Annotated in this window: 18 protein-coding genes; 6 read left to right on the top strand and 12 right to left on the bottom strand. The window is 53.8% G+C overall.

Features of this window, described 5'->3' with window-relative positions:
- From JSN25_RS07105 to nrfA, 5 genes are all read right to left on the bottom strand, one after another.
- The coding region (locus JSN25_RS07105) for a heme lyase CcmF/NrfE family subunit (RefSeq protein WP_204525715.1) at positions 1-1,719 on the bottom strand (1,719 nt) is incomplete at its 3' end.
- A gap of 8 nt (positions 1,720-1,727) precedes the next feature.
- Positions 1,728-2,684 carry a cytochrome c nitrite reductase subunit NrfD gene (gene nrfD, locus JSN25_RS07100; RefSeq protein ID WP_160956212.1) on the bottom strand — a complete coding sequence of 319 codons (957 nt, stop codon included), beginning with the start codon at positions 2,682-2,684 and terminating at the stop codon, positions 1,728-1,730.
- Positions 2,681-3,352, bottom strand: coding sequence for a cytochrome c nitrite reductase Fe-S protein (nrfC, locus tag JSN25_RS07095; RefSeq protein ID WP_038636309.1), 672 nt, complete (start codon positions 3,350-3,352; stop codon positions 2,681-2,683). The genes nrfD and nrfC overlap by 4 nt, the downstream gene beginning before the upstream one ends.
- Positions 3,349-3,915: a cytochrome c nitrite reductase pentaheme subunit gene (nrfB, locus tag JSN25_RS07090; protein WP_038636307.1), complete on the bottom strand. Its 567-nt coding sequence runs from the start codon at positions 3,913-3,915 to the stop codon at positions 3,349-3,351. The genes nrfC and nrfB overlap by 4 nt, the downstream gene beginning before the upstream one ends.
- 44 nt (positions 3,916-3,959) lie before the next feature.
- The gene (gene nrfA, locus JSN25_RS07085) at positions 3,960-5,396 is read right to left on the bottom strand and encodes an ammonia-forming nitrite reductase cytochrome c552 subunit (RefSeq protein WP_150344509.1); all 1,437 of its coding nucleotides are present in this window, start codon (positions 5,394-5,396) and stop codon (positions 3,960-3,962) included.
- A gap of 433 nt (positions 5,397-5,829) precedes the next feature.
- Between nrfA and acs the strand changes: the two genes are divergently transcribed.
- The 3 genes from acs to actP all read left to right on the top strand — a co-directional run bounded on the left by acs (position 5,830) and on the right by actP (position 9,986).
- A complete protein-coding gene (gene acs / locus JSN25_RS07080; protein WP_204525560.1) occupies positions 5,830-7,788 on the top strand; it encodes an acetate--CoA ligase in 1,959 nt (652 codons plus the stop codon).
- A 237-nt stretch (positions 7,789-8,025) separates the two neighbouring features.
- Positions 8,026-8,340, top strand: coding sequence for a DUF485 domain-containing protein (locus JSN25_RS07075; RefSeq protein ID WP_003031750.1), 315 nt, complete (start codon positions 8,026-8,028; stop codon positions 8,338-8,340).
- Positions 8,337-9,986, top strand: a complete 1,650-nt coding sequence (actP, locus tag JSN25_RS07070; RefSeq protein WP_042312968.1) for a cation/acetate symporter ActP — start codon at positions 8,337-8,339, stop codon at positions 9,984-9,986. The genes JSN25_RS07075 and actP overlap by 4 nt, the downstream gene beginning before the upstream one ends.
- A 45-nt stretch (positions 9,987-10,031) precedes the next feature.
- Here the strand turns inward: actP and JSN25_RS07065 are convergent, their stop codons facing one another.
- Both JSN25_RS07065 and JSN25_RS07060 read right to left on the bottom strand, forming a co-directional pair.
- Positions 10,032-10,721: an LrgB family protein gene (locus JSN25_RS07065; RefSeq protein WP_038636296.1), complete on the bottom strand. Its 690-nt coding sequence runs from the start codon at positions 10,719-10,721 to the stop codon at positions 10,032-10,034.
- Positions 10,714-11,124, bottom strand: coding sequence for a CidA/LrgA family protein (locus JSN25_RS07060; RefSeq protein WP_038636293.1), 411 nt, complete (start codon positions 11,122-11,124; stop codon positions 10,714-10,716). The genes JSN25_RS07065 and JSN25_RS07060 overlap by 8 nt, the downstream gene beginning before the upstream one ends.
- A gap of 101 nt (positions 11,125-11,225) precedes the next feature.
- On the opposite strand from JSN25_RS07060, the gene JSN25_RS07055 reads away from it, so the two are divergent.
- Positions 11,226-12,116 carry a LysR family transcriptional regulator gene (locus tag JSN25_RS07055; RefSeq protein WP_038636290.1) on the top strand — a complete coding sequence of 297 codons (891 nt, stop codon included), beginning with the start codon at positions 11,226-11,228 and terminating at the stop codon, positions 12,114-12,116.
- 49 nt (positions 12,117-12,165) lie between these two features.
- On the opposite strand, the gene JSN25_RS07050 is transcribed toward JSN25_RS07055, so the two are convergent.
- From JSN25_RS07050 to soxR, 3 genes are all read right to left on the bottom strand, one after another.
- On the bottom strand, positions 12,166-13,812 hold the full coding sequence (locus tag JSN25_RS07050) for a Na+/H+ antiporter (protein ID WP_038636287.1): 1,647 nt from the start codon (positions 13,810-13,812) through the stop codon (positions 12,166-12,168).
- 156 nt (positions 13,813-13,968) lie between these two features.
- Positions 13,969-15,318, bottom strand: a complete 1,350-nt coding sequence (ghxP, locus tag JSN25_RS07045; RefSeq protein WP_038636284.1) for a guanine/hypoxanthine transporter GhxP — start codon at positions 15,316-15,318, stop codon at positions 13,969-13,971.
- Positions 15,319-15,926: 608 nt separating this feature from the next.
- Positions 15,927-16,385, bottom strand: coding sequence for a redox-sensitive transcriptional activator SoxR (gene soxR, locus JSN25_RS07040; protein WP_003826630.1), 459 nt, complete (start codon positions 16,383-16,385; stop codon positions 15,927-15,929).
- Positions 16,386-16,471: 86 nt separating this feature from the next.
- Between soxR and soxS the strand changes: the two genes are divergently transcribed.
- Positions 16,472-16,795 carry a superoxide response transcriptional regulator SoxS gene (gene soxS / locus JSN25_RS07035; protein WP_005132611.1) on the top strand — a complete coding sequence of 108 codons (324 nt, stop codon included), beginning with the start codon at positions 16,472-16,474 and terminating at the stop codon, positions 16,793-16,795.
- 2 nt (positions 16,796-16,797) lie between these two features.
- On the opposite strand, the gene JSN25_RS07030 is transcribed toward soxS, so the two are convergent.
- Positions 16,798-18,384 carry an EAL domain-containing protein gene (locus JSN25_RS07030; RefSeq protein WP_204525559.1) on the bottom strand — a complete coding sequence of 529 codons (1,587 nt, stop codon included), beginning with the start codon at positions 18,382-18,384 and terminating at the stop codon, positions 16,798-16,800.
- Positions 18,385-18,933: 549 nt separating this feature from the next.
- Between JSN25_RS07030 and JSN25_RS07025 the strand changes: the two genes are divergently transcribed.
- On the top strand, positions 18,934-19,215 hold the full coding sequence (locus JSN25_RS07025; RefSeq protein WP_038636276.1) for a YjcB family protein: 282 nt from the start codon (positions 18,934-18,936) through the stop codon (positions 19,213-19,215).
- A gap of 65 nt (positions 19,216-19,280) precedes the next feature.
- Here JSN25_RS07025 and ssb1 read toward each other — a convergent pair whose 3' ends face one another.
- A complete protein-coding gene (ssb1, locus tag JSN25_RS07020; RefSeq protein WP_003826621.1) occupies positions 19,281-19,805 on the bottom strand; it encodes a single-stranded DNA-binding protein SSB1 in 525 nt (174 codons plus the stop codon).
- Positions 19,806-19,869 lie beyond the last annotated feature (64 nt).

Raw genomic sequence — 19,869 nt, 5'->3', positions numbered from 1 at the left:
ATACTTCCTCCCTCGCCATGCGCTCAGCAGCGCGCCAAACACCATCAACAATCCCCCTCCCCAGATCCAACGCACGCCAGACTGCACGTATAAGCGCATGGCGTAACGGTCCGGTCCGGTTTTTTCGCCCATCACCGCGTACCAGTCATGCATCAGATTCCAGCGGATACCCGGCTCCATCATCTGTTGACGACGCGCGGCATAGAAGCGCCTTTCGGGCTGCAGGCTACCGATACGCTGCTCATTTTGCCACAACGTGATCAGCGCTTTTTCACTGGTGTAGTTGCCTTTGGCTTCCAGGTCGAGACGCTCAAAACGGAAAATGTAGCCCGCAAGCGCGACCTGCTGCCCGGGGCTCAGATTCAGGCTTATCTCCTGACGACTACCGCTGGAAAAAACGATCCCAGCCGCAAATACCAATACCCCGGCATGCGCCAGCAGTGCCGGAAGCTGACAACGCAAAGAGACTTTGCGGCTTCTGATCGTTGCCAGCACGATAACCAGCAGCATCAGCAGCCCAAACGGCAGCGTGGCGCGGTTAAAGTACGGCGCGCCAACGGAGAGCCGTCCCCAGCCGAATAACCCGTAAATCATCGGATAGAGCGTGCCAATCAGCACAATCAGTAGCACCGCGCAAAAAAGTAATAGCGCGACCAGAATCAGCATCTCGCGCGACCAGCCGCCAAAACGCGCATTCTGGCGAATTTGCTGGCCTCGCCAGGCGTACAACCCCAGCGACGCCAGGCTCAATACGCTAAACAGCGCAAACAGCGGCGCGGCGCGCACGTTATCCAACGCAAAGGCATGTACCGAAACAAGAATGCCGGAACGCACAATCAGCGTCCCCAGCAGCGATAAGATCAGCGTGACGATCGCCAGCAGCAGCGACCAGTGGAGGAAGATCCCACGCTGACGCGTGACAAACAGGCTATGCAGCAACGCGCTGGCGGAGAGCCAAGGTAATAAGGAGGCATTTTCGACCGGGTCCCAGAACCACCACCCCCCCCAGCCCAGCTCGCAGTAGGCCCACCAGGAACCGAGGATTATCCCCAGCGTCAGCGCGCACCAGCCGGGCAACGCCCAGCGCCAGCACACCCAGGCGCTCTGCGCGTTAAAGTCACCGCGCAGCAGTGAGGCCAGCGCCACGCCCGCGGCTACCATCAAACCACCGTAACCCAGGTACAGCAGCGGCGGGTGGAGGATTAACCCAAGATGTTGCAGCATCGGGTTAAGGTCCCGTCCTTCTATAGCTGGCGGGAAAATACGCACGAAGGGATCGGACCAGACCACCACAAACAGCAGCAACAGGGCCGTCACCATTGACAGGACGCTGAGCGTCAGCGGAAACAGTGGATCAGAATCACGCCGATAGCACAGAGCGAACAGCGCGCTCCAGCCGGAAAGAAACAGCACCCACAACAGCAGCGACCCTTCATGGCCGCCCCAAACCGCCGCCAGTTTTAATCCCCACGGCAGCAGGCTGTAGCTGTGCTGAGCAACATAGACCACCGAAAAGTCGCTGGTCAGAAAGCAGAATACCAGAATGGCAAAAGCCAGCAGCAGCAGCGCAAACTGCGTCCATACGCCCACGCTTGCCAGGCGCATCACGCCCTGCCAGCGCTGGCGGACACCCACCAGCACGGCAAGCGGGGTCAACACGTTGACCCCGAGGCTTAATAACAGTGCCAGAAAACCGGCTTCAGGAAGGAGAACGTCCAGATATCACCTTACGCAACGGTTAGCTGACCCGCATAGAGAATGAAAAAGCGCAGCAGCAGTACGCCGGTCAGGCTGGCGCCGCAGACTGCCAGCACGCCATGAAACGTCAAACTGCGGTTGGCCCAGGGTTTTAGCAGCATCGGCAGTATCAGCCCAAGCCCAGCTACGCCAAGCCAAAACCACCAGGTCCAGAATCCGCCGCCCAGCGCCGCCGCCAGCGCGCGCATTTTGCCGTCATCGCCCAGCGCCAGACCGACGAAGAACGCCGCCAGCAGGAAGATCTCCAGCCATACCACCGGGACCTCCATGCGATGCACAAAGTGCGCTTCAGTGCTGTGCGGATTGCTACGATGGCGTAACGCCATGGCGATCAGCGCCACCGCCGCGCCGGAGGAGATCCCGGAGAACAGGAACAGTACCGGCAGGATCGGGTTATTCAGGAATGGGTAGGACTTCAGCGCCGAGAGCAAAAAACCGGTGTACGCCCCAAGCAGAACCGCCAGCACCAGCATTAACGTCTCCAGCGCACGATGAAACGGCGTTATCAGCGTCAGCGCTTTCTGCACGATCCCTAACCGCGGCAGCCAGCGTTGTTGCAGGGCAATCACCTCTTTTTCAAAGATTTTTGCCAGCCACAGCACCAGCACCACCATATACAACTGGAACAGCATGACCCCCATCGACATCACCGAGGTGAAGCTGTAGTGGAACATCAGTTTCCAGAAGGTCCATGGCCGCGTCAGGTGGAATACCAGAATCAGCAGACCGAAGATAATCGCCCCCGGCCCTAACACCAGCGTGGTGCGCAGCAGCGTGCTGTCCGAACCGCCCGCCTCAGGATGGAAGCGACGCAGCAGAATCGCCAACGTAACCAGTCCGGCGGAGATGCCAATCAGGAACAGATAGATGGCGATGGGCCAGTCCCACACCAGTGATTCAAAATGAAATGCAGAAGCGGGTGTCATTGGCTCACCTCCCCATATTTAAAGGGAACGCGGTAGACCTTCGGTTTTGTGCCCAGCGCCAGTTTGTAACGGTAGGTGGTTTTCTGCTGCAACAAACGGGAGATATCGCTGTTGGGATCGTCCAGATTACCAAACGTCAGCGCCTTCGTCGGGCATGACTCAACGCAGGCGGGCTGTTTGCCCGCTTTCAGGTTGGTTTTCCGGCAGAAATCGCATTTATCCGCCGTTTTGCTCACCGGATGGATAAAGCGCACGCGATAAGGACACGCGGCGATACAGTACTGACAGCCAACGCAAAGATCAGGGTTCACATCCACAATGCCATTGGCGGCATCGCGATACGATGCCCCCGTCGGGCAGACGTCAACGCAGGGGGCATGGTCGCAATGCTGGCACGAGTGGCGGAAAAAGCGATATTTCACATCAGGAAACGTCCCCTGCGGCTCGCTGCGAATAATCGTCAGACGCGATACGCCTTCCGGTACATTGTTGACTTCCCGACAAGCATCCATGCAGGCCGTGCAGCCGATGCATAATGACTCATCGTGTACCATTCCGTAACGCACGCCGTTGATATTCAGCGTCTTCGCCACAACGCGTCCCGCCGTCCCGCTCACTGCCACCAGCGCGCCGACGCCGGTGATAAACTGGCGACGAGAGCAACTCATGGATGCTCCTTAAGCAACGGAACCGACGCCGGGTTAAAGTTCGGATTGTTACGCTGATCGCTGTGGCAATCGACGCAAATCTTGATCCGTCCTTTATCGCTTAGCGTCTGCATCGTGTCTTGCTTCGGATGCAGTGAGTGACAGCTGGCGCACGCCACTTTTGTGACGTGGACATCGTGCGGCCAGAACGCTTTTTGCAACTGCTCAGGCAGGTGACAGGACATACAGACGCTGTTCTGCTGCTCCACATTGTACATTGGCTCATTAAAGCGCATCACATCCTTCACCCCTTCGCGGTGGTTCGGTGACGGCTGGCCGTGACAGTTGGTGCAGGTGACCGGCAGTTTGTTGTTCGGGTTAATGACTTGCGCATGTTTACCATGCATGCCTTCGGTATCCGGCTTGTGACAATCCAGACAGGCAGCATCCGGATTACGCTGCTGAGTAACCGTCCAGCGTTGATCCGACTCCTGCGGCGTTGGCGTGGCAGTGATTCCACTCAGGCTCCAGAACAGGCCTGACGCCAGCACCCCAGCAGTTAATAACGAACGTAATACGCTCATATTCACTCCGTTGAGTTATCCGCCCCTTACGGGGCGAAATGGGGTTATTGGCTTAACAGACCGTTTTTACGCGCCTGCTCTTCCCACTGCGGAATCACCGTTTTGATGAAGTCCTGCTTCTCAGCATTGATTTGCTGCATGTTCAGACCAATCGCCGCCTGGGCTTTCTCTTTGGTAGAGATATCCGGTAACGGGATTTCATGCGTGATGCCTTTGGTCGCCAGCAGACGAACCAGTTTGGTACGTGCGTCGGCGGCTTTATCCATTGCGCTACCCAGCATCCGCAGACCTTCTTCCGGCGCATGCATGTGAATACCGTGTGAGGCGATAGACAGGTCCCAGCGCCATTGTGCGTGACGGATATCTTCCAGAATCGGCTTCATTTCCGCTTCGGTCGCACCCGCATCCCATGCGGCTTTCGCTTCGAAGTGCGCATGTACCAGTTGATCTTCAACCTTGATTTTCAGGTCATGAATGGCCTGTTTACGCTCGGCGACCACTTTTTGCAGGGACACTTTGTCCTGGGTATGGCAGTTCGCACAGGTCTGGGCGAAGTTATCGAACGGATTACCAATCTTGTGATCGGTATAGATCTTACCTTCCGCGTTTTGCACTTTCGGCATGTGGCAGTCGATACAGGTCACGTTGTTCTTACCGTGAATGCCCGCGCTCCAGGTTTCATATTCCGGGTGCTGCGCTTTCAGCATCGGGGTTTTGGACAGAGAGTTAGTCCAGTCAGAGAAGGCGATGGTGTCGTAGTATTTCTCCATGTTCTCGACTTTCATGCCCTCATCCCACGGGAACTTAACGGCTTTGTTCTTACCGTCGAAGTAGTACTCCACGTGGCACTGGCCGCAGACCATGGATTGCTGATCAAAGCGACCGGCTTTCTCAAACGGTTTGCCGATAGCTTCCATCGCGCGCTCAGCGTAAGGACGCGACAGCGTCAGCTCAGGCTTGCCTTTGGCGAAGTCCGGCGACGCGGTGTTATGGCAATCTGCACAACCGAGATTGTTAACAATTTCCGGACCGCCGCGCGCCCATTTACCGTGGAAGTAACCATCTTCACCGTCTTTCTGGATCAGACGCGCCACGTCCGGGCTTTTACAGCTCCAGCAAGCCATCGGCAGCGGGCCGTCTTCTGCCGTTTTAGGTGCGCCGGTACGTAAGGTTTCACGTACATCGGTCACCGCATACGCGTGCCCGCGCGGTTTGTTGTAATCGCGCGAGAATGGATATCCCGCCCACAGGATCACCAGACGCGGATCTTCTGCCAGCGCATCTTCACGGGCTGATTGCTCAGACGTGGCTTTCCAGGAGAGGTATTGATCGGGATGCTGAGGGGCGAAGGTTTCATTCTTCGCTTCAACGGTGACGGTCTTTGCGGGTACAGGAGTTTGTTCAGCGTGAACAGCAGAGATAAATAATAAAGGTAATAACAGGCTGAAGAAACGGCGTACGCGTGATTTTGTCCTTGCCATAGGGGTCTCATCCAGATGACGCCATTATCTGCAATGGCGGTTCTTTTATTGTTTTCCATAACAGCAACCACACGAATACTGTCATGACATTGCTCCCCCCAATTTGTAACAAGAAACCACACTGAAAATGTTGTCTTTAATCAATTGTAAGTGTATGTAAAATACCACTTTAGAGTTAGTTACCCCCTCAAACCGCTCACTCTTTTGTTTAATTCTGAGACAGATCACCTTTTCAACAATTCTCAGATAACTCCATGTTATCGCGAGAATTAATCAATTTTTGCTAGTTCTCTTCAAAATTCAGTTTGTCGCTAATTTGCACAATTCGTTTATTGCGTGATCTGCCGCCCAAATACTAAACAAAACTCGCAAAGCCCCTACATTTAACGTTTATGCGACATATTATTAACATCCTACAAGGAGAACAAAAGCCATGAGCCAAATACATAAACACGCTATTCCCGCAAACATTGCGGATCGTTGCCTGATAAATCCGGAGCAGTACGAAGCGAAGTACCAGCAATCTGTTAACGAACCCGACACATTTTGGGGCGAGCAGGGAAAGATTCTTAATTGGATCAAGCCGTACAGCCAAGTGAAGAACACCTCGTTTGCGCCAGGCAACGTCTCTATTAAATGGTATGAGGATGGCACGCTAAACCTGGCGGCGAACTGCCTTGACCGTCACCTGCAGGCAAATGGCGATCGTACCGCCATCATCTGGGAAGGCGACGACGCCAGCCAAAGCAAACATATTACCTACCGCGAGCTGCATCGCGATGTCTGTCGTTTTGCCAATACGTTACTGGATTTAGGCATTAAAAAAGGTGATGTGGTGGCCATATATATGCCGATGGTGCCGGAAGCGGCGGTCGCCATGCTGGCCTGCGCCCGTATTGGCGCGGTGCATTCGGTCATCTTCGGTGGTTTCTCCCCGGAAGCCGTCGCCGGACGTATCATCGACTCCAATTCTCGCCTGGTGATCACCGCCGATGAAGGCGTACGCGCCGGACGCGCTATCCCGTTGAAAAAGAACGTCGATGATGCGCTGAAAAACCCGAACGTGAAAAGCGTCGAACACGTTATCGTTCTCAAACGTACCGGTGGAAAAACGGAATGGCAGGAAGGTCGTGACCTGTGGTGGTCCGATATTATTGAGAAAGCCAGCCCGGAACATCAGCCGGAAGAGATGAATGCCGAAGATCCGCTGTTTATCCTGTACACCTCCGGGTCAACCGGCAAGCCGAAGGGCGTGCTGCACACCACCGGCGGATATCTGGTCTACGCCGCAACCACCTTTAAGTACGTGTTTGACTACCATCAGGGCGATATCTATTGGTGTACCGCTGACGTGGGTTGGGTAACCGGACACAGCTACCTGCTGTACGGTCCGCTGGCCTGCGGCGCAACCACGCTGATGTTCGAAGGCGTGCCCAACTGGCCTACCCCGGCGCGTATGGCGCAGGTTGTGGATAAGCACCAGGTCAATATTCTGTATACCGCGCCGACCGCCATCCGCGCTCTGATGGCAGAAGGCGATAAAGCGATTGAAGGTACTGACCGTTCGTCGCTGCGCATCCTGGGTTCCGTTGGCGAGCCAATCAACCCGGAAGCGTGGGAGTGGTACTGGAAGAAGATCGGCAACGAAAAATGTCCGGTCGTCGATACTTGGTGGCAGACCGAAACCGGTGGATTCATGATCACCCCGCTGCCGGGCGCCACCGAGCTGAAAGCCGGTTCCGCTACCCGTCCGTTCTTTGGCGTGCAGCCTGCGATTGTCGATAACGAAGGTAATCCGCTGGAAGGCGCAACCGAAGGCAACCTGGTGATTATTGACTCGTGGCCAGGCCAGGCGAGAACGCTGTTTGGCGATCATGAACGTTTTGAACAGACCTACTTCTCTACCTTCAAAAATATGTACTTCAGCGGCGACGGCGCACGCCGTGATGAAGATGGTTATTACTGGATCACCGGACGTGTGGACGATGTACTGAACGTCTCTGGCCACCGTCTGGGCACGGCAGAAATCGAATCGGCGCTGGTGTCGCATCCGAAGATTGCCGAAGCCGCGGTGGTCGGTATTCCGCATAATATTAAAGGCCAGGCGATCTACGCCTACGTCACGCTGAATCACGGCGAAGAACCGTCGCCTGAGTTGTATGCCGAAGTTCGCAACTGGGTACGTAAAGAAATTGGCCCGCTGGCAACGCCAGATGTGCTGCACTGGACCGATTCACTGCCGAAAACCCGCTCCGGCAAAATTATGCGCCGCATTCTGCGCAAAATCGCGGCGGGCGATACCAGCAATCTGGGCGATACCTCAACCCTCGCCGATCCAGGCGTCGTTGAGAAACTGCTCGAAGAGAAGCAGGCCATCGCGATGCCATCATAACCATAACCGTGAAATGCCCGATGGCGCGCTGCTTATCGGGCCTACAAATCCTATCCCTACCCCTCCCCTGAGCGGGAGGGAAATATAAAAACCCTCCCCCAAAGGATTTCGTGTTACAGGAAGGCGGCAAGCGAGCACATCCTCAGGAGCATAGTTCACTATGTGACTGGGGTGGGCGAGTGCGGCCAACGAACCTGTAGCGCGAAAGACGCAGGGGGACCTCTGGAGAGCTCTGTGATGAATGACCAAATTTATCAGCGGATAGAAGACAGTGCGCGTTTCAGGGAGTTAGTTGAAAAACGGCAACGGTTTGCCACCATTCTGTCCATCATCATGCTGGCAGTTTACATCAGCTTTATTTTACTGATTGCCTTTGCGCCTGGTTGGCTGGGTACTCCGCTGCACGCGGGAACCAGCGTCACCCGGGGTATTCCGATTGGGGTCGGCGTGATCCTTATCTCCTTCATCCTGACCGGGATCTATATCTGGCGGGCAAACGGTGAATTCGATCGCCTGAACAATGCGGTTCTGCATGAGGTTAAAGCATCATGAAGAGAGTCCTGACGGCGCTTGCCGCCACGCTGCCCTTCGCCGCAAACGCGGCGGATGCTATAAGCGGAGCAGTCCAACGCCAGCCAACCAACTGGCAGGCGATTATCATGTTCCTGATTTTCGTCATCTTTACGCTTGGTATTACCTACTGGGCGTCTAAACGCGTGCGTTCGCGTAATGACTACTACACCGCTGGCGGTAACATCACCGGCTTCCAGAACGGGCTGGCGATTGCAGGCGACTATATGTCTGCTGCATCGTTCCTAGGGATTTCCGCGCTGGTCTTTACCTCCGGTTATGACGGACTGATTTACTCGCTCGGCTTCCTGGTCGGCTGGCCGATTATCCTGTTCCTGATTGCTGAACGCCTGCGTAACCTTGGTCGCTACACCTTTGCCGACGTGGCCTCTTATCGCCTGAAACAAGGTCCGATTCGTATTCTCTCGGCGTGTGGTTCCCTGGTGGTGGTCGCGCTGTATCTGATCGCGCAGATGGTCGGCGCGGGTAAACTGATTGAGCTGCTGTTTGGCCTGAACTACCACATTGCCGTCGTGCTGGTTGGCGTATTGATGATGATGTACGTCCTGTTTGGCGGCATGCTGGCAACCACCTGGGTACAGATCATTAAAGCCGTTCTGTTGCTGTTCGGCGCCAGCTTTATGGCCTTTATGGTGATGAAGCACGTCGGCTTTAGCTTCAACAATCTGTTCACCGAAGCGATGGCGGTACACCCGAAAGGTTCAGCCATTATGAGCCCGGGCGGGCTGGTGAAAGATCCGATCTCCGCGCTGTCGTTAGGTCTCGGTCTGATGTTTGGTACGGCTGGCTTACCGCACATCCTGATGCGTTTCTTCACGGTCAGCGATGCCCGCGAAGCGCGTAAAAGCGTATTCTATGCCACCGGTTTTATGGGTTATTTCTACATCCTGACCTTTATCATCGGCTTTGGCGCGATCATGCTCGTTGGCGCGAACCCTGTGTATAAAGACGCTGCTGGCGCGCTTATCGGCGGTAACAACATGGCGGCGGTACACCTGGCGAATGCGGTGGGCGGGAACCTGTTCCTCGGTTTCATCTCGGCAGTGGCGTTTGCCACCATTCTGGCAGTGGTTGCTGGTTTGACGCTGGCGGGCGCATCGGCAGTTTCTCACGACCTGTACGCCAACGTATTCCGCAAAGGCGCAACCGAGCGCGAAGAGCTGAAGGTGTCGAAAATTACCGTACTGGTGCTGGGTGTGATTGCCATCGTGCTCGGCGTGCTGTTCGAAAACCAGAACATCGCCTTCATGGTGGGACTGGCATTTGCTATCGCAGCCAGCTGTAACTTCCCCATCATTCTGCTCTCCATGTACTGGTCAAAACTGACCACGCGTGGCGCAATGATGGGCGGCTGGTTAGGTCTGCTGACGGCCGTCGTGCTGATGGTGCTTGGCCCAACAATTTGGGTACAAATCCTGGGTCACGAAAAAGCCATATTCCCGTATGAATATCCGGCGCTGTTCTCCATCAGCGTAGCGTTCCTCGGGATCTGGTTCTTCTCTGCCACCGATAACTCAGAAGAAGGTAACCGCGAACGCGAGCAGTTCCGTGCTCAGTTCATCCGTTCCCAGACCGGGTATGGCGTAGAACAAGGTCGCGCGCACTAATCTTCCCTCTCCTCCGGCTTCCGGGCCGGAGGATTACTGCCTTTCTCAGAACATCAGCCTTGCGACCAGCGGCGATACCAGCACCATCACCACGCCGGAAAGCATCATCACCAGGCTAGCCACTACGCCCTCCTGTTGGCCGAGCTCATATGAGCGAGCCGTGCCTGCGCCGTGCGATGCTGCGCCAAAACCTGCGCCTTTCGCCATCCCTTCGCGAATAGAGAGCCGCAAAAACAGCACATCGCCGACCGCCATCCCGAATACGCCAGTCACGACCACGAACAATGCCACCAGATCCGGCTGACCGCCCAATGGCTCTGCCGCCGCCAGCGCAAATGGCGTAGTAACGGACCGCACCGCCAGACTGCGCTGAATTTCATCAGGCAGCATAAACAGGCGCGCCAACCAGACGGAACTGGTGACCGCCACCAGTGTCGCCGTCACCACACCCGCCGTCAGCGACATCCAGTGACGTTTAATCACGGCGAGGTTGTCATAAACCGGAACGGCGAAGGCAATGGTTGCGGGACCTAGCAGCCATAGCAGCCAGTGCGATTCACCAATATAGTTTTGCCAGGAGATATGTCCAAAGACCAACATCAGCACCAACAGCGCCGGAGTAAGCACTAACGGCATCAGCGGTAATTTACGAAAGCGGCGATACAGGCGCTTGTTGGCAAAATAGATGCCCAGCGTAATCACCAGACACAGCACGCTTAACTGGAAATTACTCACGGTTTAACCTGCTCATTTCATAGCGATACACTTTATCCACGACCCATGCCGTTGCGCCGAGCACCATCATCGTACTTATCGCAATAACGGCAAAAATACGCCATCCATCAACCAGTAGCAGTTGCGTATAGTTAACGACGGCGACCACCGCCGGGACAAAAAACAACAGCATTTCAGCCAGTAACCAGCGAGCGCCTGCGCGGATCCAGTTCAGCGGGATAACCCGGCAGACAATCAACGCCAGCATCAGCACCATCCCAACCAGGTTGGCAGGAAGCGGCAGATGCAGCCAGGAGACAAGATATTGAGCAAAAACAAAGAGACCTGCGTACAACAGAACCTGAACAGGGATCTGGAGTCGATGAATAACAGCAGGCGTCACGCGGCTTATCGCCACAGCCATGAGGGTATGTCCTTAAAAAATAGAGAGCGCCAGTATAGAGAGCCCCCGTCCAGGACTGAAATGAATTAAAATCATTGCAGGCATAGTCTTAAGGAATAATCATGGATATCAGAACGCTGCGATATTTTGTTGAGGTGGTGCGTCAGCAGAGCTTTACCCGCGCAGCGGAGAAACTCTTTGTCACCCAGCCCACTATCAGCAAAATGTTGAAGAACCTTGAAGACGAGCTTAATTGCACGTTGCTCATCCGCGACGGACGGCGACTGTTGTTGACCGATACCGGCCAGGTCGTGTTCGAACGCGGCCTGGCGATCCTCGCCGAGTTCCGCCAGCTCGAAGCAGAACTCAGCGACATTAATCACCTCAACAAGGGAATACTGCGCCTCGGTATCCCGCCCATGGTGGGTATGTTGATGGCTGGCCCCATCAGCCTTTTTCGCCAGCGTTATCCCGGCGTGGAACTGAAAGTGTCTGAATTTGGCGGTTTAACCGTCCAGCAGGCGGTGATGAACGGCGATCTGGATGTTGCGATGACCGCGTTGCCGGTTGAAGAAGAGAGCGGTCTGGCGACCTTACCACTTTTCAGTCATCCGCTCTGCGTGCTGGTCCCCCGCTCCGGTCAATGGACAACGTGCGACTCCATTTCCCCCGAAGCGCTGGCGGAGCATCCGCTGCTTATCTACAACGAAGATTTCGCGTTGAGCCGTCAACTGCTTGAGTTGTTTAACCAGCACAACGTAAAACCGCGTATCGCTGTGCGCAGCGGGCAGTGGGATTTTCTGGCGGCAATGGTGCAAGCCGGCGTCGGGATCGCCATTTTACCGGAGCCGATTTGCCAGCGGTTGGATAAGCAAACGCTGCGCTGGATCCCTCTGGAAAGCGACTTACGCTGGCAGTTGGGCATGATTTGGCGCGAAGGTGTGTATCTGTCGCACAGCGCCCAGGCATGGCTGAAATGTTGCGAAGGGTTTTGGTTAACGCAGGAGTCGTAAAATGCCGGATGCGGCTWAACGCCTTATCCGGCCTACAACGAGCTACCTTTTATTGGTTCTCAATCAACAGCGCTTCCAGCAAATCCAGATCGTGCAATAGCTTTTGCAGCGTTTCATTGCTGATTTCACGCGTGGCACGCAGATGATAAAGCTCGGCGCGTTCTGAACGCAGCGCCGCCAGGCGGAAACGTCGCTCCAGGTTCTCTTCCTGCATTGAGCTTTCTACATCGTTTCGCCCATCGGCGCGACGACGCAGGTTACCAATGACACGGGAACTCACCTCAGTCAGTAGCTGATTATCAATGTTCTCTTCGCTATCCGCAGCCAGACGCTCCTCCATTTTCTGGATCGCGACAATCGCTACTTCCGCCGTGGCAGCGCGGGCAATGCGCTCCTCTTTTTGCTGTTGCGAGTGGTCTGCAACTTCCAGATGCTGTAGCAGAATCGGCAGCATCACCACGCCGACAAACAGCGAGAACAGAATCACGCCCGCGGCGAGGAAGATCAGCTCATAACGCGCCGGGAAGCCGCTCCCGTCCGGTAACAACAGAGGAATGGAGAGCACACCGGCGAGGGTAATGGCCCCGCGAACTCCCGCAAAGGAGGCAATCAGGATTTCACGCGTCGTCCAGGAGCCAAACTCCATCGGCTTTTTCTTCAGGAAGCGCAGGCTGAACTTCTTCATGGTCCACAGCCAGCCAAAACGTACCAACATCAGCGCGGCATAAATCAGCACGATATCGGTAAACAGCATCCAGATTTCAACGTTCGGATCGACTTCCGCCGCCGCCAAAGATGACTCCAGAATGCCCGGCAACTGCAGTCCTAACAACAAGAAGACCATGCCGTTAAACACAAACTCCAGCATCGCCCAGGTGCTGTTAGCACGTAAACGCATCGCCAACGGCGCGCGGCGCATCACGCCAGAGCGGGTAATCGTCATCCCGGCAGCAACCGCCGCGAGAATGCCTGAAACACCGATGTGTTCCGCAATCAGATAAGACGCAAACGGCAGCAGGAACAGCAGGACGATTTGCGTTGCCGGCTCATCACCGCCCCAACGGCTAAGAAAACGCAGGGAGCGTCCGTATAACCAACTGACGACAAAACCGGCCAGGATGCCGCCAACCGCCACTTTGAAGAACTCAAGCGTCGCGCCGCCGACGGTAAACACCATCGTGCCCATCGCCACGGCAACGGCAAATTTCAACGAGACCAGGCCGGACGCGTCGTTCATCAACGCTTCGCCCTGCAGGATACCCATGATTTTCTTCGGGATGCGCCCCTCACCCACAATACCGGAAAGGGCGACGGCATCGGTTGGCGACAGCACGGCAGCCAGCGCAAAAGCAGGGATGAGAGGGATCCCCGGCACCAGCCAGTAAATCATAAAGCCAATCCCGACCACCGTGACCAGAACCAGCGCCAGCGCAAGGCCGAAAATCTCTCGCCCGTGCTCCAGAAACTCACGCGTCGGCGTCTTCCAGCCATCGGCAAACAGCAGCGGCGGGATAAATAGCACCAGAAACAGCTCAGGATCGAATTCCACATGCAAACCAAACGTCGGCCACGCCAGCAAGGCGCCGATGGCGATCTGCATAAGGGGTAATGGGAGTTGGAAGGGCAATACGCGAGTAAATACCCCCGACAGCGAGACCACAAGGGTCATGATGAGTATGGTGAAAAAGATTTCCATGCGTTCCCTGTTTGCGATGTTTCTTATGATTGGTGATAAAGGCGTCGTGCCTTAATTCTATCTACTTGAGAGTATCGCAAAAGACAACGAGTGTGTTCTGAAAATAAAAACGGGCGGCCTGGGCCACCCGTTTTCAGGAGCGTCATCGAAGCAAAATCAAATAGCCCAACCGCCCGCGTAAAAGGCCACCAGCGCGATAGCAATTACCACCGTACCGATGTTCAGTTTGCGCCATTCGCCAGAGACAATGCGACCAATGACCAGGGTAGCAAAACCAATCATAATGCCGGTAACGATGTTACAGGTCAGGACGATAAATACAGCAGTGACCAGACCCGCCATCGCGTCGACAAAGTCAGCGAAGTCGATTTTCGCCACGTTGCTCAGCATCAGCAGCCCCACATACATCAGCGCAGGCGCCGTTGCGTAAACAGGAACAAGATAAGAGAGCGGAGAAAGGAACAGGATCAGCAGGAACAATACGCCAACGGTGATCGCCGTCAGGCCGGTCTTGCCGCCTGCCGCCGTACCCGCTGCGGATTCAATGTAAACCGCCGCCGGTGCAGCCCCTACCAGACCAGAAAACACGCTGCTCAGGGAGTCGGTGGTCAGCGCTTTGCCGCCATCGATAATTTGTCCGTCTTTATCCAGCAGATTCGCCTGTCCGGCTACCGCGCGGATGGTTCCGGTCGCATCGAAGACCGCGGTCATAACCAGCGCCAGCACGCTCGGCAGAACGATCGGGTTCAGTGCGCCCATAATATCCAGGCTGCCGATCAGCGAGTTGCCGTTTTCATCGCTCAGCGACGGCATGGCAAAAATACCGGAGAAATGTACGGCCGGATCGAAAATCAGGCCGACGATGGAGATACCGATAATGGTCAGCAGGATGCCGCCCGGTACTTTCAGTTTTTCGAGACCAATAATCACCGCCAGACCAACCAGCGACATAATCACCGGGAAAGTATCGAAGTCGCCCAGCGCAACCGGCAGGCCGTCCAGCGGGTTCTTAATCACCAGACCAACGCCATTGGCCGCAATCAATAGCAGGAACAGGCCGATACCAATCCCCGTACCGTGCGCAACGCCCTGCGGCAGATTGCGCAGGATCCAGCTACGGATACCGGTCGCAGAAATGATGGTAAACAGAACCCCCATCAGAAACACCGCGCCCAGCGCTACGGGCACGCTAATATGTTGTCCCAGTACCAGGCTGAATGCGGTAAACGCGGTCAGCGAAATGGCGCAGCCAATCGCCAACGGCAGGTTCGCCCACAGGCCCATCACAATAGAACCGACGCCCGCAACCAGACAGGTTGCCACAAACACAGCGGCAGGCGGGAATCCGGCTTTACCCAGCATCCCCGGAACCACGATAACGGAGTAGACCATGGCCAGGAACGTCGTTAATCCGGCAACGACTTCTTGACGAACGGTACTGCCGCGATGCGAAATTTTAAACCAGGCGTCGAGTGAACCGCCGGTACGCGCTGAAGGCGTAGACATAGAAAACATCCCCTGAGAGTTTATTTTTTCGTCATTATGCGTGGTGGACAATCCACTGCCTGCTAAACGATTTCTCCATGTGCCAGCTTTGCGTCAATAGGGGTGTCGCAAAAAAGCAAACGTTTAGCTCCGCGCATAAAAAACGGGTGATAAAAAAAAGCAAACGATTATCCAGCGATCATACGTTGGTTTTCAACTGAACTTTGCCGCTTTTTACTCATTTCTTCTTATAATGCGCAAGAAATAGCCAGACGATGCGCAAACGTTATCGTCAATGCGCAATCTGGCAACAAATTTCGCTGAGTTATTACAAGATTTGCATTTATTTTTCACGCCTGCTCGCGCAAAAAAATGCATGAAGATGCGGAAAAATTTTTGGCTAAAAAGCAATCAATTCACTGGCAAATAGAGAGGGGTGGCTTACACTTACATTATCAACACAGACCGGAACCTCCCCAAACGTGCTCGACTGAGGGGTGTTGATGTCGGGGGAAACCCTCCCGTGAACCAACGGGATAGAGTGAAAGACAAAGACCGGAACCAAACTAAAGCGCCCTCTGTGGCGCTTTAGTTTTAYACCGTTATATCCGCCACATACTTTAAACCAATCAATCATCTTCCAGCAGGCGCGCCCCGGTCCCCTGCTCGCCAAGCTGATCGCCAGGGTTACGCAACGGGCAATCACTGCGGGATAAACAGCCGCAGCCAATACACCCATCCAGCTCATCGCGTAACGCCACCAGAGTATGAATGCGTCGGTCTAACTCCTCGCGCCATTGCGAAGAGAGCTGCTTCCACTCTTTGGCGCTGAGCGAATGCCCTTCAGGTAATACACCTAACGCGTCGCCGATCGTGGCCAGTGGAATGCCGATACGTTGGGCAATCTTGATAATCGCGACATAACGCAACACATCGCGTTTGTATCGACGCTGATTGCCGCTGTTGCGCATACTGCTGATTAATCCTTTGCTTTCATAGAAATGCAGGGTCGATACCGCCACACCGCTACGCTTTGCAACTTCACCTGGCGTGAGCAACGCTTTTATCCGGGGTAATTTCTTTTCCATAAATCGCTTTACCTCAAGTTAACTTGAGGAATTATACTCGCCCACAGACAAAACGACGAATCGAACACTGAGAAAGAGGCAACTCTATGTCCCATCAGCAGATTATTCAGACCCTTATTGAATGGATTGATGAACATATCGATCAACCGCTGAACATTGAGGCGGTTGCGAAAAAATCAGGTTACTCAAAGTGGTATTTGCAGAGAATGTTCCGCACGGTGATGCGTCAGACGCTGGGTGACTACATCCGCCAACGTCGGCTTCTGCTGGCCGCCGTTGAACTACGGACGACCGAACGGCCTATATTCGATATTGCGATGGATCTTGGCTATGTATCGCAGCAAACCTTCTCGCGCGTATTTCGCCGAGAGTTTGATCGTACTCCCAGCGATTACCGCCACCGCCTGTAAAATTATTGCCCGCTCTGCGTCAGTATGGCGGGCGAGCGTTTTATCCAATGCATGAACTCCTGCGGCGGCAGCGCCTTCGCAAAATACCAGCCCTGGCAATACTGTACGCCGTGTTCAAGCAACCACCCGATTTGCTCCGCCGTTTCCACCCCTTCCGCAATCGTCTTCAGGTTTAAGCTTTGCGCCATCTCGATGATATGTTCGGCAATCAAGTGACTGGTGCTGTTAGTGGCCAGCGTGCTAATAAACGATTTGTCGATCTTCAGGATATCGATATTCAACGCTGACAAATTATGGAGGTTGGAATATCCCGTGCCAAAATCGTCAAACGCCACTTCAAAACCGGCCTGCCGAAACGCCTGGATGATGGGTGTCATTTTATGTACATCGATAAAGCCGCGCTCCGTCACCTCAACTTTAATTTGCTGGGCCGCCACGGAGTAATCATGGTTTTTTTCGGCAATCAGAGCAATCAGTCGGGATGAATGAAAGTCAGAGGCCGAGAGGTTAATCGAGATATACAACTGAGGATTCGCCGAAAGAAAAGCCCCTAAATCTTTGAAGACCTCCTCAACAACGTAATCCGTGATCTGCTCAATCATCCCCTCTTTTTCCGCCAGCGGAATAAACTCCGTCGGGCTCATCACCTCACCGTTACAGCCTGGCCAGCGTAGCAAAGCCTCGGCACCGACACATTGTCCATTTTTGATGTCAATGATCGGCTGATAGTACAGACAAAGCTGACGTTTCTTGATCGCACGTTTTAATAAGCGGCGGGGAGAGAGGTATTCCTGACGCGTACGCCACCACATGAGCAGTATCAGGATGCTGCAGATAATCCCAAAGGGGATCGTTAACGCCGCCTCATGATAGAAAATCTGATTCACACGAGCGTCGGAGGTCGAAACAATAATCGCGATGGGGCGTTTTTCTGAATGTACGATGGTATAGAATCGCTCGCCCTGCTGGAATGTTGAGGATTCACCGCTTATCAGCGGCGAGAACTGCGCAATATTCGCCCCTTCGCTGGCAGAGAAAAAGGTGTCCGTTACTGTGTCATACACTCCCCAGGACAGATCCGGATCATCAGACATGACTTCGCTGTAAGATAATGGATTGATGACGACAACGTAGTTTCCTCGTTGCATGTACGTCATTTTGTAGCCAGCGAAAAAGGGGGTATCGCGGTAGTAATAGATGAAGACGTCTGGCGCGCGTTTATAGTCGGCTGTCGCCATAATATATGGGACTCGCGGCATCATTGACGTAGAGCACAAAAAATGATCGCCCTGCGCATAAATTAGCTCACTGATATATAAACGACCACGAATAATATTCAGCATACTTTTCTGATGGGCAGGGGTACACATCTTACCCTGATACAACTGGGCCATATCACGCGCTAAATCAGCCTGGAGGATCACCAATTCCGTTTTATTTAACACCAGTTGAGCAAAAGAGCTGAGTTGATTACGGGTTTCGGACATCGCCCGGATGTGAGCAAACCATAACGCCAGCACCACGGGGAGCAATACCACCATGAATGTTCCGAAGAACTTCAGCATCTTGCGTCGCGCACTGTGATTCATGTCAGCCCTATTTCCCTGTTTCGTATATGCCAGAACCCATTAGGCGGGATGCTATAAACACTGACTGATTAAGTTGCATGAATCTATCATTATTAGCAACAGACTTCTCTATGTAAAAGTCTGATAATAGTTGATGATGATATTATTTTTCCGTAAGGCAAACTTAAAGTTATGCTTATTTCATAACATTATTATCAACAAGTAGTAATTTTTTATGAGCATTATCCTGGTCGTGTTTAAGAAATTCATTAAATTTCTTAACGAATAATTTAGGATAAACATAACAGGTAATCCATATGCATCTTTTTATTAGATTATTTGTTATCGTTTTTTATTAAAAATAACCATGCAAATAACATGGTTATTATCCTGCAAAAATAACCTCTAACACTGGTGAACAAACGAGCAAATGTGATATAGTTCACACAATTCATGTAACAGAAACAATGTTTCATTCGTGTTATTGCCCGTCGAGAGCCAGAGTACTACACCCTCGGTGAACACCCCCGCGCTGTCATGGGCATCAAGACTTTCTGAGGACGTTTTTTCATGGCAACGATAACAACTGGCGTGGTTCTTCTGCGATGGCAGCTACTCAGCGCGGTGCTGATGTTTTTAGCCAGCACGCTCAATATCCGTTTTCGTAAATCAGATTATATTGGCCTGGCCGTCATTAGTAGTGGTTTGGGACTGGTTTTCGCCTGCTGGTTTGCAACCGGGCTGCTCGGCATAACCCTGGTAGATATGTCCGCAATCTGGAAGAACATTGAAAACGTGATGGTTGAAGTGATGAGCCACACACCGCCAGACTGGCCGATGGTGTTGAACTGATAAAAAATCACATATGGCTACCCCTGTTTTGAGGTAGCCATAATTTTTCGTATAAAGCAGAAAAATTAGAACGGAATATCGTCGTCAAAATCCATCGGCGGCTCGTTAGACGGTGCTGCCGGAGCTGACTGCTGCGGGCGAGACTGCGCGCCACCGCTGAACTGATTGCCGCCCTGCGGCTGCTGAGGCTGACCCCATCCGCCCTGCTGCTGACCGCCGCCAGCCGGAGCACCACCACCCTGACGACCACCCAGCATTTGCATGGTGCCGCCAACGTTAACCACAACTTCAGTGGTGTACTTTTCTACGCCGGACTGATCGGTCCATTTGCGGGTRCGYARYTGGCCYTCGATRTAGACCTGAGAACCTTTRCGCAGRTATTCRCTGGCTACTTCCGCCAGTTTGCCGAACAGCACGACACGGTGCCATTCAGTCTGCTCTTTCATTTCGCCGGTCGCTTTATCACGCCAGGATTCGGAAGTAGCCAGCGTAATGTTGGCAACTGCGCCRCCATTSGGCATATARCGKACTTCCGGGTCCTGGCCCAGATTACCGACGAGAATCACCTTGTTTACGCCTCTGCTGGCCATGATCGTGTCTCCTGAAAAACGTTACTGAATAAGTGTAAGCGCGGGATTGTAGCATTTCCAATAG

The sequence above is a fragment of the Citrobacter cronae genome (assembly GCF_016893685.1).
GTDB classification, from domain to species: Bacteria; Pseudomonadota; Gammaproteobacteria; order Enterobacterales; family Enterobacteriaceae; genus Citrobacter; species Citrobacter werkmanii.
This window is presented reverse-complemented; position numbering and strand designations above follow the sequence as displayed.

Excerpts from the sequence above, each read along its gene's own strand:
- nrfD (WP_160956212.1), bottom strand. The coding sequence starts at position 2,684 with ATGACACCCGCTTCTGCATTTCATTTTGAATCACTGGTGTGGGACTGG.
- nrfC (WP_038636309.1), bottom strand. The coding sequence starts at position 3,352 with ATGAGTTGCTCTCGTCGCCAGTTTATCACCGGCGTCGGCGCGCTGGTG.
- nrfB (WP_038636307.1), bottom strand. The coding sequence starts at position 3,915 with ATGAGCGTATTACGTTCGTTATTAACTGCTGGGGTGCTGGCGTCAGGC.
- nrfA (WP_150344509.1), bottom strand. The coding sequence starts at position 5,396 with ATGGCAAGGACAAAATCACGCGTACGCCGTTTCTTCAGCCTGTTATTA.
- acs (WP_204525560.1), top strand. The coding sequence starts at position 5,830 with ATGAGCCAAATACATAAACACGCTATTCCCGCAAACATTGCGGATCGT.
- JSN25_RS07075 (WP_003031750.1), top strand. The coding sequence starts at position 8,026 with ATGAATGACCAAATTTATCAGCGGATAGAAGACAGTGCGCGTTTCAGG.
- actP (WP_042312968.1), top strand. The coding sequence starts at position 8,337 with ATGAAGAGAGTCCTGACGGCGCTTGCCGCCACGCTGCCCTTCGCCGCA.
- JSN25_RS07060 (WP_038636293.1), bottom strand. The coding sequence starts at position 11,124 with ATGGCTGTGGCGATAAGCCGCGTGACGCCTGCTGTTATTCATCGACTC.
- JSN25_RS07055 (WP_038636290.1), top strand. The coding sequence starts at position 11,226 with ATGGATATCAGAACGCTGCGATATTTTGTTGAGGTGGTGCGTCAGCAG.
- JSN25_RS07050 (WP_038636287.1), bottom strand. The coding sequence starts at position 13,812 with ATGGAAATCTTTTTCACCATACTCATCATGACCCTTGTGGTCTCGCTG.
- ghxP (WP_038636284.1), bottom strand. The coding sequence starts at position 15,318 with ATGTCTACGCCTTCAGCGCGTACCGGCGGTTCACTCGACGCCTGGTTT.
- soxR (WP_003826630.1), bottom strand. The coding sequence starts at position 16,385 with ATGGAAAAGAAATTACCCCGGATAAAAGCGTTGCTCACGCCAGGTGAA.
- soxS (WP_005132611.1), top strand. The coding sequence starts at position 16,472 with ATGTCCCATCAGCAGATTATTCAGACCCTTATTGAATGGATTGATGAA.
- JSN25_RS07030 (WP_204525559.1), bottom strand. The coding sequence starts at position 18,384 with ATGAATCACAGTGCGCGACGCAAGATGCTGAAGTTCTTCGGAACATTC.
- JSN25_RS07025 (WP_038636276.1), top strand. The coding sequence starts at position 18,934 with ATGGCAACGATAACAACTGGCGTGGTTCTTCTGCGATGGCAGCTACTC.